At 40.6% G+C, this 12,238-nt stretch carries 13 protein-coding genes and 1 riboswitch; all 13 genes read right to left on the bottom strand.

What is annotated here, in order from left to right:
* Positions 1 to 393 precede the first annotated feature (393 nt).
* Positions 394 to 738 carry a YkvA family protein gene (locus VER_RS08045; RefSeq protein WP_162100323.1) on the bottom strand — a complete coding sequence of 115 codons (345 nt, stop codon included), beginning with the start codon at positions 736 to 738 and terminating at the stop codon, positions 394 to 396.
* Between the two features lie 94 nt (positions 739 to 832).
* Positions 833 to 1,822 carry a hypothetical protein gene (locus VER_RS08040; protein WP_162100322.1) on the bottom strand — a complete coding sequence of 330 codons (990 nt, stop codon included), beginning with the start codon at positions 1,820 to 1,822 and terminating at the stop codon, positions 833 to 835.
* A 127-nt stretch (positions 1,823 to 1,949) separates the two neighbouring features.
* The gene (locus VER_RS08035) at positions 1,950 to 2,717 is read right to left on the bottom strand and encodes an SDR family NAD(P)-dependent oxidoreductase (RefSeq protein ID WP_162100321.1); all 768 of its coding nucleotides are present in this window, start codon (positions 2,715 to 2,717) and stop codon (positions 1,950 to 1,952) included.
* Positions 2,718 to 2,735: 18 nt separating this feature from the next.
* Entirely contained in the window at positions 2,736 to 3,524 is a 789-nt protein-coding gene (locus VER_RS08030) for a TSUP family transporter (protein ID WP_162100320.1), read from the bottom strand.
* Between the two features lie 7 nt (positions 3,525 to 3,531).
* Positions 3,532 to 3,822 (bottom strand): YerC/YecD family TrpR-related protein, encoded by a 291-nt coding sequence (locus tag VER_RS08025; protein WP_162100319.1) that lies wholly within the window; start codon positions 3,820 to 3,822, stop codon positions 3,532 to 3,534.
* A 124-nt stretch (positions 3,823 to 3,946) separates the two neighbouring features.
* Complete coding sequence (locus tag VER_RS08020) at positions 3,947 to 4,762, bottom strand: MetQ/NlpA family ABC transporter substrate-binding protein (RefSeq protein WP_162100318.1); 816 nt, start codon at positions 4,760 to 4,762, stop codon at positions 3,947 to 3,949.
* A 92-nt stretch (positions 4,763 to 4,854) separates the two neighbouring features.
* Positions 4,855 to 5,508 carry a methionine ABC transporter permease gene (locus tag VER_RS08015; protein WP_162100317.1) on the bottom strand — a complete coding sequence of 218 codons (654 nt, stop codon included), beginning with the start codon at positions 5,506 to 5,508 and terminating at the stop codon, positions 4,855 to 4,857.
* Positions 5,489 to 6,535 (bottom strand): methionine ABC transporter ATP-binding protein, encoded by a 1,047-nt coding sequence (locus VER_RS08010; RefSeq protein WP_162100316.1) that lies wholly within the window; start codon positions 6,533 to 6,535, stop codon positions 5,489 to 5,491. Before VER_RS08010 ends, VER_RS08015 begins: the two co-directional genes overlap by 20 nt.
* 88 nt (positions 6,536 to 6,623) lie before the next feature.
* A riboswitch (SAM riboswitch) is annotated at positions 6,624 to 6,728 on the bottom strand.
* Positions 6,729 to 6,845: 117 nt separating this feature from the next.
* Positions 6,846 to 7,358, bottom strand: coding sequence for a hypothetical protein (locus VER_RS08005; RefSeq protein WP_162100315.1), 513 nt, complete (start codon positions 7,356 to 7,358; stop codon positions 6,846 to 6,848).
* A 7-nt stretch (positions 7,359 to 7,365) separates the two neighbouring features.
* Positions 7,366 to 8,220 (bottom strand): D-amino-acid transaminase, encoded by an 855-nt coding sequence (dat, locus tag VER_RS08000; protein WP_162100314.1) that lies wholly within the window; start codon positions 8,218 to 8,220, stop codon positions 7,366 to 7,368.
* 100 nt (positions 8,221 to 8,320) lie between these two features.
* Positions 8,321 to 9,424, bottom strand: coding sequence for an acyltransferase (locus VER_RS07995; protein ID WP_162100313.1), 1,104 nt, complete (start codon positions 9,422 to 9,424; stop codon positions 8,321 to 8,323).
* A 64-nt stretch (positions 9,425 to 9,488) separates the two neighbouring features.
* A complete protein-coding gene (locus VER_RS07990) occupies positions 9,489 to 11,231 on the bottom strand; it encodes a DUF4127 family protein (RefSeq protein WP_162100312.1) in 1,743 nt (580 codons plus the stop codon).
* Between the two features lie 235 nt (positions 11,232 to 11,466).
* Positions 11,467 to 12,093, bottom strand: a complete 627-nt coding sequence (locus tag VER_RS07985; RefSeq protein WP_162100311.1) for a trimeric intracellular cation channel family protein — start codon at positions 12,091 to 12,093, stop codon at positions 11,467 to 11,469.
* Positions 12,094 to 12,238 lie beyond the last annotated feature (145 nt).

The following is a 12,238-nucleotide window of genomic DNA, read 5'->3' as shown; positions in this document are numbered from 1 at the left end:
AAGCATTGTGTGCGTTGAAAATACAGCGCGTGCCAGCTAAAGATACACAGAGTATGTCGTCGGCAGCGTCAGAGGTGGATAAGAGACAGGATAATTACTGATACTATAGCTGTTTTTACCAACACGTTTTGTCCTATAACCCACAATAAATAACAATATATTGCTTAACGAAAATAAGGAAGAGGCCGTATGCATAACGACCTCTTTATTATTTACTACTATTTGCTATTTTTAGTTCTGTTTACCTTACCCAGCCAATATATTAACTGATTTAGTACTTGATCTTACGGCTTCAAAACTTTTTTACGGCTTCAAAACTTTTATATGGTTCAAAGCTTTTATAGCTTCAATCCTTTTTAGCTTCAAAGCTTTTATAGCTTCCATACTTTTATATTAATCTTCTGAACCAAATGGTACTAATTTTTGAGCCTGTTCACGATGCATAGGCTTAATAGAACGATTAGCGACTTTGAAAGCTAACGCAATAACCGCTGCATCATCGACCCAGCCAAGACCGGGAATACGGTCCGAAATAATATCAATTGGCAAAATCAAATATCCTAAAGCGCCGGCAATAACAGCTTTAACATATTTAGGGGTATCTGGATCACGGAAACAATAAAACAAAATACAAGCACGGCGTAGGAAGGCTACATTCTTGCCTACCCCACTGGCAAACCGTAAAAATTTAGCAGACGAAAAGAATTTCGCATACTTCAATAATTTCAAAGGACTCATTAAAACTCACTCCTATTGTGTATACCTATACTGATGTAGTCAAACCAGTTAAAGGCTCTGAAACATTATACTTACAACAACTATGTCTTTGATGTTATTTTGTAAAATTATCTTTCACGCCATTTACTACATCGCTTACTTTCTCTACAACTTCTGATTTTTTATCACCAGCAGAGGCCACAAAGTCGCTTACCCGTTCTACTACATCGCTTTTAGTGTCACCAGCGCTTGCTAAAATATCACTCACTTTACCAAGTACGGTGGACTTAGCATCACCAGTGGATTTAATAGCCGACGAAGCTGTACCAGCTGCTAAATCAAGGGCGGTTTCACCCACAGTGGCCAATAAAGAACCAATACCAGCTAACGCATGTTTTGCATTAGCTACATAATCCTTGTCAGAATTAGCAATCGCTTTACCAGCTACGCCTGCTACAGCAGCGGCGGCTACCCCAAGGACTACATTTTTCAAAGAGCCAAGACTCGACAACGTATCAGCACTTAACATATTGCCTAAATTAAGGCGACTAAGGCCTAGGAAATCGTCACTATCCACGCCTGCTTCCGCTAAGAAATCTTTATCTTCGTCCCCTAATGGTTTATTTTTCATAGGTGAATCCATTAAGGCTTTAATGGTTGTTTTATTATAATCAATAATTTCTACCAAGCGTTCTCTATATTCAGAGAAATCACCAGGCATAGGCATGCCACTTTCTACCCAAAGTTTAGCGCATTTGCCCACTGCATACGTCAAGCAAATAGCCAATGGAATTTTAACTTTTGGATTAGGAAATACGGAAGTCAACAAGGCACTCACTAAGCTACCACCAAGACCACCGAGGAAGCCAATAATAGCACCTGCTGTTGCCGTATGACCATATACCGCCGCAATACGGCTTACCATATAAGCATCATTGGCAATTAAAGCAGTCGTACTAAGTTTTGGTGCCATCACAAGCACGCCAGCACGTGCGGCAGCCCAACGGCAAATTGTTTCAATTTCAGCATCACGATTCGCTAATTCTGCTTCTACGGCTGCTAACGTTCCCTCAGGATGAGTCATCAAATCTTTTACGTCTTCCATCTATATCGCTCCTTTATCACCTGTAAAGTTTAACACTGTAATTCAATTATAGACCTTTACTATAATTATTTCTATATTAAGAGAAAAAACTCCTCTTTTTTCCTATATAAATTATGCAAAATAAAGCTTACCAACTAGTGAGCCCACCATCAATAGTCCACGCAGCGCCCGTTACAAAAGAAGCCTTAGAACTTAACAAAAAGGCAATTACTTCGCCAATTTCTTCTGGTTTGGCAATACGTCCTAGCGGATAGTGAGTGGCCATTTCTTCCATAGCTTCTTCAAAAGTCTGATTACTTTCTGCTAACTGCCGAGCCACCAATGAAGTGTCTACATCACCAGGGCATACACAGTTAACCCGCACATTATGTACGGCCATTTCAAGAGCCAAGGATTTGGTAAAACTTACAATGGCCCCCTTAGAAGCACCATAAACAGAGCATGCCACATTGCCTTGCAAGCCCGCATCACTAGACACGGTAACAATACTCCCCTTAGTGCGACGCAAGCAAGGAGCTGCTGCTTGGCATAAAAAGACAGTCCCTTTTACATTAGTCCCAATCATTTCATCAAAGTCTTGTTCCGTCACATCATCTAATAGTTCTTCTTTGTAAAACCCCGCTGCCGTTACTAAAGCACTAACATCGCCGAATAAACGACACGTTTCTTCCACAATGCGCCGACAATTCATAACTTTACTAACATCGCCTTGCACAAAGCGAACTTTTGATGAAATACGTCGTAATTTTACAACTGCTTCTTGCCCAGCCCGTTCGTTACGCCCATTAATGACTACGCACCAGCCCTGTTTTAAGAGTAGTTGCGCCGTAGCGAAGCCAATGCCAGACGTGCCTCCACTAATAAGAGCTACTTGATTTTCACTATTCATCGGCATATCATCACCTTCCTTCGCTTACCAATGGGTCACTATGTAATCGTAAGTTAATTTACAAAGCATACTTACCGTTGTCGCAATAAACACAAAACGAACTAGACCTACGCCCTTCTTAATAGCTAAACGAGAACCTAACGTAGCACCAATAATTTGGCCCGCCCCGGCCGATAACCCTAGTACATAATCCACATGACCAAGGCCTAGAAATAATAGCAAAAATCCTAAGTTACTTGTAAAATTCAATAACTTTGCATTCCCTGAAGAATACAAAAAATTAAAACCCGCATAGATAAACATAAAAATTAAAAATGTGCCCGTCCCCGGCCCTACAAAGCCATCATAAAACCCAATTATTAACGCCCCTAAAGCCAATAGAATCAATTTTTTCTTAGAAGCCCCTACATAGGTGGTGACAGTGCCCCAATCTTTTTTAAAGAGCACAAACAAAAGCACGCTAATGAGCAATACAATAATAATTGGTTTCAAATATAAAGGGGGAATGCTAATCACCAACAAAGTCCCTAATAAGGAACCAATGAAAGTAATGGGCATGAGTTTTTTCACCAACGGCCACTCTACCATGCCAGAGCGGGCATAGGTAATAGAGGCTGTAAGTGCCCCAAACACGCTGGACAATTTATTACTACCTAAGGCTACACTGGGCGGTAAGTTAGTGAGCAACATAGCGGGCACTGAAATTAAGCCACCGCCACCGACAATTGAATCTACAAAACCTGCTAAGGCCCCAGCCACAAATAAAATGAGGGGCATCAAAAGTGCAGGGTCTACCATACTAACTATATCCATACAAGCCTCATTTCAAACGACTTAAAATCGTCTTGTAGCCATCAGCGCCATACACAAGGCACCGTTTCACGCGACTAATCGTAGCGGTACTAGCACCGGTTGTTTCTACAATATTATCATAGCTTTCCCCAGCTTCTAGCATACGCGCTACTTGCAAACGTTGTGCCAATGCTTTTAACTCATTGACCGTACAAATATCTTCAAAGAATTCATAACACTCGTCGATTGTTTCTAATGCTAACATAGCCTCAAACAATTGGTCATTCATCGGGTTGCGTAATTTTTCATTGACACTCATAAAGATCCTCCCTTAGTAATTAGATTTAGTTTAATTATATTACATAATGGGGTAAAAGAAAAAGACTTTCACACAAAAAAGTGGAAAAGTCTTCTTCGTATATCATTTAATTTTTAACAATTCCTTAGAAAGCCGGAATGATGGACCCTTTAAAGGTATCTTCAATGAATTTCTTAGTCGCATCGGATTGATAAATAGCTAAAAATTTCTTAAGGGCTTCACTATTTTGATCCCCTTCACGAACAGCTACTACATTAGCATAAGGAGAATCTTTACTTTCTACCACGACCGCATCTTTTAATGGGTTAAGCCCTGCGCTTAATGCATAGTTAGTGTTTACACAAGCAATATCTACATCATTTAAAGAACGAGCAATCTGTGCCGCTTCTAATTCTTTAATTTGTAAATTTTTAGGATTTTCTACAATATCAGCTACTGTAGATTTTGGTGTGCCCCCATCTTTTAATTTTAAAAGACCCGCTTGTTGTAATAACAATAAAGCACGACCGCCATTAGTTGGGTCATTAGGAATAGCCACCGAAGCCCCATTAGGAACGGTGCTCAAATCTTTATACTGATTGGAGTATAAACCCATTGGTAATAAGATAGTTTTGCCTACAGATACTAAGTGTAGACCACGTTCTTTAACCATGTTATCCAAGAATGGTTGATGTTGGTAAGAGTTAGCACTTAACTCTTTTTGTTCCAATGCAATGTTTGGTTGAATATAATCGTTAAATTCAACAACCTTAATCTTGAAACCTTGCTTTTCTGCTTCTTTCGCTACAAAGTCCATAACTTGTGCATGAGGACCAGCGGTTACCCCTACTGAAAATTCTTGATCGGCATTACTAGCGCTGTCCTTAGTATCACTACCGCAGCCTACTAAAACAAAAGCCAACGTAGCAATGGCAGCTAATAAAAAAGCTAATTTTTTCATGTAATCTCCCTCTTTCTCTCAAATCGCAACCGACTACTTTTCACAAATAATCCGTAAAATCGCTAACCATACCGCGAAATAATTGCGTGTAATTAACGTTTATTCACTTTGCGGGATAAGAAATCACCACAAGACTGAATCAATTGTACTAAAACAATTAAGATAATAATCGTCGCTAACATTACGTCCCCTTGGAAACGTTGGTACCCATAGCGAATCGCGATGTCCCCAAGACCACCGCCACCGATGGCACCAGCCATAGCGGAATAACTAATTAAATTAACTACAAGAACGGTAATATTATCAATAATCGTAGGCAAAGCTTCTGGCAATAAAACTTTACGAATAATCTGTAATGGCGAGGCACCCATAGCTTGCGCCGCTTCAATAACTCCACTATTAATTTCGCGAATAGACGTTTCCACTAAACGCGCTAAGAAAGGAATCGCCGCAATCGTCAATGGTACACAAGCGGCGGTAGTACCGATGGACGTACCTGCTAGGATACGTGTCAAAGGAATAATCGCTACCATCAAAATAATGAATGGAATCGAACGCAATGCGTTAACTACAGTACCTAACACACCATTTAATGCTTTATTTTCTAAAATATGACCTTTGCCGGTAATGACTAAAATAACCCCCAACGGAATACCAATAATAGTAGCCACTACAGTAGAGATGATTGTCATTTGAAGGGTTTCACCTAACCCTTGAATCAACAAATTAATGATTTGCTGCGACATAGCCAATCACCTCGCTTCCAATTGGTAATTCTTTCAAGTATTGAATGCCTCGTTCTTCATTAGCACGGTCACCATTCAATACTACAATTAAATGACCAAAGCTTTTATCTTGAATATAGTCAACGCCGCCAAATAATATGCTTACGTCAAGACCAAAACGACGAATCATGCCAGCTACAATAGGCTCATCGACTACATTGCCCACGAAATTAAGGCGAATAATAGGATGTAACCCTTCCCCCCAAGTAGGCTGTACGTTCAAATGACGCCAAGCTTCTTCTGGTAATTTATGACTAATAATAGCACTTACAAATTCTTTCGTAGTCTTTTCTTTTGGACTTGTGAATACGTCAACTACTGGGCCTTCTTCTAAAATAACGCCCCCTTCAATAACCGCTACACGATCACAAATTTCTTTAATAACCTGCATTTCATGCGTAATAAGGACGATGGTTAATTTTAGTTTTTCATTAATATCCTTCAACAATTCCAAAATGGATTTGGTTGTCTGTGGATCAAGGGCGGACGTTGCTTCGTCACAAAGCAATACTTTTGGATTACTTGCCAAAGCACGGGCAATCCCTACACGCTGTTTCTGGCCACCAGATAATTGAGAAGGATAGTTGTTTAAACGATCGCTCAATTTTACAATATCTAGAATGGGCAAAATGCGTTCTTTTATTTCCGCTTTGCTAAGACCTTGTAATTCCAATGGGAAGGCTACGTTATCGTATACCGTACGAGAAGATAACAAGTTAAAATGCTGGAAAATCATACCAATATTTTTACGTTGTTCTCGTAAATCTTTGTCATTTAATTTTGTTAAGTCTACCCCGTCCACAATTACTTCACCCGACGTAGGTCGTTCTAACATGTTAATGCAGCGAATCAAAGTAGATTTACCAGCCCCACTTTGGCCAATAACCCCAAAGATTTCTCCTTCTTTAACGGAAAGGCTAATATCTTTTAAGGCTTCTACGCGATTCGGACCCTCATAGACCTTGCTGATGTGCGTCAGTTCAATCATGTGATCGCTCTCCTTTTCTCAAAACACTCTCTATCTAAAAGTACATTAAAAACAAAAAACTCTTCACAACACATGAAGAGTTACCTGTTCTTCATCTGTCGAAGTTATCACTTCGTTGGAATTGGCACCGTTCCTTATTGGATGGTTGCCGCGACTTCATCGGGCCAGTCCCTCAGTCAACTCTTGATGAACCTATGTATTTTTTAACGTGATAAAATCATATCACTGTAAAGACATACTGTCAATAGAGGAATTAAATATATCGAAAATTTTAATTTTCAAATACAATCCTTCAAAAAATGTAATGGCCCTATTGCCAAACTTTAAAGGCTTTCCGATTCAGTAAAAACCGAGCTCCCATGACAGCAATGGCCCCGGTAATCAATTGTGGCCAACTCATCATCAGCAATACAGCCTTTTCAATTGGATACGGCACGGAAAAGCCAATAAACAATAAGGAAAAACTACAATATAGGACAACCCCTTTGGCTACACTACAGACAAAAGTCTGTAACCAAACTGGCTGATTTTGTAATAGTCGTCCTAAAATAACAAATACAGAATTGCCAATGCCTACCAAAGGAATAAAAGGTGCAAAGGGTAACATGGATTGCATAAAAGCAATCACCGGCGTTACCCACGCAATAGCTAAACCGCTAACGGCGCCATAGCGCATAGTAGCCACCAGCATACTCAAGCCCACTAAGGAGCCAATTAAGAACATGCTAATCATCGGTGGCACCGGTAAAATAAAGCGCAAACTCTGACTGAGTAGGGCCACCGCTAATAAAAGCGCCGTGCCGGTTAATGTACGAAGTTCCATAAATAATTTATGCCAAGCCTTCCGCTAATAATTTTTCGTAGCCTTCACGCAATTTAGTGGCTACAGGGCCTACTTTACCATCCCCTACCGGCTGACGGTCTAATTTGGTAATAGGAATAATACCACCAATTGTATCTGTAAAGAACAATTCATCGGCATTATCTACAAATTCACGGTCAAATTCTTTTTCAATTAAAGATACACCAGCTGTTGGTGCGACCCGTGTTACTACCAATTGGCGAGTAATCCCTTTTAAAATCAAATCATCCGCTGGATGCGTATATAAAATACCATCTTTTACGGCAAATACATTAGACGTAGCCCCTTCCGTACAAATACCGTCACGGAATAATACAGCGGAGTAAGCAAATTTCTTTTCCGCTTTCGTCTGCGCTAAGATATTAGGGATTAAATTCAAAGTCTTAATATCTACATGATGCCAACGTTCGTCAGGCAAACTAATCGCTTTGACCCCTTCAGCCAATTTACTCAAATCTTCTTTAATCGGCCGAATATACATATACATGGTAGGATCTAATTTAGCACGGTCATACGCATGATGACGTGGTTCTACGCCACGGGTAATCTGCAAATAAATATACCCATCGGTAATACCACTTTGTTCAATCATGATTTCATGCAATTCTTGCAAATCTTCTGGTGGCATTTTCACGGGAATGTCCATGAAACGCATAGACCGATACAAACGATCTTGGTGATACGAAAAGGCAAAGCAACGACCATTAAATACACGCGTTACTTCATATACCCCATCGCCAAAGCAATAACCACGATCATCAAGACTTACACATTTAGCACCTGGTTCAACAAATTCACCATTAAAATAGGTTAACTCTTTCATTGGAACACCTCTCTATTCTAAGCTGCAAGTTGCAAGCAACAACCGACCGTAAAACGTATTAATCATGTTTCGATTATAGCACAGTCCTACAAAATCTGCACTATCGGCCTAATAAAATCCGACGCACTGCTTTAGGTAATTGTTGCAGACCTAAGGTTCCTAAATAGGATAAACAAACGGTGCAAATGTAAAGGCCAATGACAACAACCGCTGTATATTGAAGCTGTGCTTTAGCCATACCAAAGGTCAAAATAATGAGCATAAACGGATGAATCAAATAAATGCCATAGGACTGTGCCCCAATTTGTTCCCAAAACGCCTTAGCCACACTACTCATAGGCGTAGCTAAGAAGAAAAATAAGAAAAATAAAGTGGCCGCCCCCGTATACAGCATCCCCATTGGGCTAAGCTGATGAATGGTATAAATAGCCTCTAGCAAGGAATAATGACGTTCACTCAACACATAATAATAACTGCCCATCATTAAGGCTACGGACAAAGCAAACACAATCGTCAAAGCCCCTCTATAGTGCCACAAGCCCTCTACTACCGTTTCATACCGCTCCGCTACAACAGCGCCAAGCAAGAAAATCCACACATAATGTAAAACCCAATAATTAAGCTTCATAGAATAGGCATATTGCAACCAAGGATTCTGAAACGTAATTTGACCACTATAATAAGACGACCAATAGTTAAAAGCCACTTGTACCACAAAGAGCACACTAAGCCATAGAATAGGCTTTTGTAAAATGCCGCGCACCATCATTCGCCACAGAGGCATCCATAGATAAAACCACAGCAAAATAACCATAAAATACAAATGGTAATAGCCATTACCAAAGAATAAAGTAGGTACTAAATACCGTGGCCATAGACCGGCAAAATTTCCTACCGTAGCTCCAGCATACAAAATATATAATAAGGACCACGCTACATAAGGAAATAACACCACCCGTGAGCGACGCCACAAAAAGTCCTTATAGGAAAAGGCATCGAAACTAGAGGTATGATAAAACAAACCAAAGGCGGATAAAAAGAAAAAGGCCGGCACCGTAAAGCGCGATAATATCTCCAATAAACCGATGAGCTGCGTATTGGCCTGGGGATTGCTCAAGGCAAACGAACCTACGTGAATCCCAATAACGCCCAACATACAGAGTCCTCGCATATAGGTGATTTCAGGTAAAAATGACTGTTTCAAAACAGATCTCCTCTCTAATAAAAACGGGACGAAGGACTAAGCCCTCCGTCCCGTATAAATCTGTCTATTCTTTCGTCACTGGTACAACTGTGGACATGCCACCGTCAGTAGCCACTGGTGCTACGCCACCATTGGCAGCGGCTTTGGCCTTAGCCTCTGCTTCTGCCTTAGCTTTCGCTTCCGCTTCTGCTTTAGCCCTTGCTTCTGCTTCCCGTTGTAGACGCAACTCTTTCTGTAACGGTGCTACTGGTTGATCATACACCGTAATATCCGTTTCAAACAAACGACCCCAAGGGAAACGAGCAGATACCGTACGCGGATCAATCTTCAAATATTTTTCAGCAAAATCTTGAACCCGTTCGCCCATATAAGCTTCTAATTTTTCATTCAAAGTCCCTGTATAGCGAACATTATCCGTCCGAATGGAATCCTGCATCCGATAAATATCCTTACGAATATTAGCTTGGTACGCCCAGTTGTCTAAATACTGTTGGGTCAACATATCGCGATGTTGCTGCGTTGGCATCACTTTGCCAAGCACCCCTTGCGCAATGGCATAGCCCACTGTATTACTAGCCGTATTCCAACCATTATAGGCATCTACTTTATATAGTAAATCTCGTTTGAAAAGACCATATACAAAGGTATTATCCGCCCCATTAGAATACGAAATATCCGCTACACTTACAGGTACCTTTTGGTTAATCGCCGTTTCAATTTTATCTAAGAATGCATTGGTACTGGCGGAAATCATAGGGAAGTTTTCAAAGGCTTCCGATTCGCCGGTTACCTTACCAAGTGGCGTATTAACAGCCAATAAAATATCAGGCTTGCCAGTGGTCGTCATAGTACCACCTACGGCTTCCACATGCTCTGCAATCGTCTTAGCAACGGATTGATCCTCATAATGAGGCACCGTTTCACCAGCACCACCGAGTGGATAGATCACTTCAAAGGTTGGTTTCAAATTATTGCGGTCCACATGAGCGCGAGCAATGAGCAATAAGCCTAGTTGGTCGGCCCCAGGGAAACTGCCATATTGATCGACTTTAAGGCCCTTACTATATAACTTCAAGTAACGGCTTTCTAAGGCCGATTGAGATAATGTACTTGTATCATCATGACCAAGGGCAAAATATTTGAAAACCCCTTTGCGAGTTTCATCAATTAAAGCACGGTTAACCGTCATATTCTTCTGACGACGATTGAACCAATCTTGCATGTATTCAATAGGCACTGTAGCCTGCAATTGCACTAAACTAGCCTGTTCCTCTTGCGACAAATTACCGGCATCCAATTTATCTTGCAAGGCTGCAATTTGGAAAATAGTAGGACCATATTCATCGTAATAAGAAGGTTCTACACCGCCACCACTAGCACGTGGGGAACGCATAACCGTACCGAAGGCATAAATTGGCACATTAGGATACTTTTCATGCAAGCTACCAATCTGCTTCGTCCGATTCAATAACATATTTAAGGATAAATTATGTTTGCGCGAATCTACTAAACCGCCATAAATCAAGGTGTCTGTACTCAAGACCATTACATCCGCACGGGCCGCATTTTCGTCAACCCACTGCCAAATCTTATCCGCTTCACCATGATAGTTTTTACCTGACACTAAATAATCTGGTGGCGTAATCACCGTATACCCAGCACCTTCAGCCGTATCCACAGTGTACGACAAACTTACTGGACGATTATCTTGCGGCACAAATAAAATCGTCGCCGCCGATACTTGCGATGTTCCCCATAACACAGCAGCCGCCAAGGCTCCTGTAAACCAGGAAAATCGTTTACCCACGCTACTCAACTCCTTCTTTCAATCCACTTGTTATACCATATATTAACAATATCTAAAATAACAACTAATAATATGTAATAACAGCTAATAACAGCTAATAATATCTAACTAGCTAAAATAATAACCCATCCTAGCCAAACATCATCAAAGAATATCCATAATTCTAACAATCTTTGATAGCATCTATAATCTTATATATTATACCATATGAAAATATATAATAAAACTAAATTACTTAGCGAATCCGTGGCAAACTCCAATTATAACGAAGGGCCAAAGTACGAATCACTACAACGATAATAAAGGCACTATAAGATGCCATCTGCCATTGCCCGGCATGATAGAACCCATAGTACACAATGCCCCCTATAATAGCAGGTAACGCATATACCTCTTCGCGCAATACAGAAGGTACTCGCTGGGCTAATACATCGCGAATGACACCACCACCGACAGCAGTTAACAACCCTAAAATAACAGCTAGTACTGGCATTTCAGGATAACTATACACACCAATCCCTGCCCCAGTTACAGTAAAGGAGGCTAAGCCTAAAGTATCAGCACCTAGGTACATACGGCGCACCCAACGCGTGCCAATATAATGAGCTCGGCGTACTCGATAAATAAAAAAGACACCAAACGTAACCGCCATTACGAGAAACACATACGTAAAGGTACGCAGAGAATTGGGCGGAATATTGCCAACAATCAAATCACGCATAATACCGCCACCAATAGCGGTCGCCAAGGCCAGCACGAGCATGCCAAAAATATCCATACGCCGGCCAATCCCCACTAACGTTCCGGAAATGGCAAAAGCAATCGTGCCAATAATATCAAAAGTAAACCATAGTAATTCCAAGATGAATTCTCCTTATGAAATAGATAGCGTAAAATCCCCCAATCTTACTAGAGCTCTCTTTGAAATATATTACTTCGTATATTATATCATATTTTAAAGTAGGAACCTCCTCCTTAAGATATAACAAAAACGGTTCTATAATTTA

The sequence above is a fragment of the Veillonella sp. R32 genome, from assembly GCF_010093125.1.
Lineage (GTDB): Bacteria > Bacillota > Negativicutes > Veillonellales > Veillonellaceae > Veillonella_A.
The sequence above is the reverse complement of the archived record's forward strand: the minus strand, read 5'-3'. Positions and strand labels throughout refer to the sequence as shown.

What these genes read in the sequence shown, in the direction of transcription:
- dat (WP_162100314.1), bottom strand. Translation starts at nt 8,220, where the DNA reads ATGAAAGAGTTAACCTATTTTAATGGTGAATTTGTTGAACCAGGTGCT.
- VER_RS08020 (WP_162100318.1), bottom strand. Translation starts at nt 4,762, where the DNA reads ATGAAAAAATTAGCTTTTTTATTAGCTGCCATTGCTACGTTGGCTTTT.
- VER_RS08035 (WP_162100321.1), bottom strand. Translation starts at nt 2,717, where the DNA reads ATGCCGATGAATAGTGAAAATCAAGTAGCTCTTATTAGTGGAGGCACG.
- VER_RS08010 (WP_162100316.1), bottom strand. Translation starts at nt 6,535, where the DNA reads ATGATTGAACTGACGCACATCAGCAAGGTCTATGAGGGTCCGAATCGC.
- VER_RS08015 (WP_162100317.1), bottom strand. Translation starts at nt 5,508, where the DNA reads ATGTCGCAGCAAATCATTAATTTGTTGATTCAAGGGTTAGGTGAAACC.
- VER_RS08025 (WP_162100319.1), bottom strand. Translation starts at nt 3,822, where the DNA reads ATGAGTGTCAATGAAAAATTACGCAACCCGATGAATGACCAATTGTTT.
- VER_RS08005 (WP_162100315.1), bottom strand. Translation starts at nt 7,358, where the DNA reads ATGGAACTTCGTACATTAACCGGCACGGCGCTTTTATTAGCGGTGGCC.
- VER_RS08040 (WP_162100322.1), bottom strand. Translation starts at nt 1,822, where the DNA reads ATGGAAGACGTAAAAGATTTGATGACTCATCCTGAGGGAACGTTAGCA.
- VER_RS08045 (WP_162100323.1), bottom strand. Translation starts at nt 738, where the DNA reads ATGAGTCCTTTGAAATTATTGAAGTATGCGAAATTCTTTTCGTCTGCT.
- VER_RS08030 (WP_162100320.1), bottom strand. Translation starts at nt 3,524, where the DNA reads ATGGATATAGTTAGTATGGTAGACCCTGCACTTTTGATGCCCCTCATT.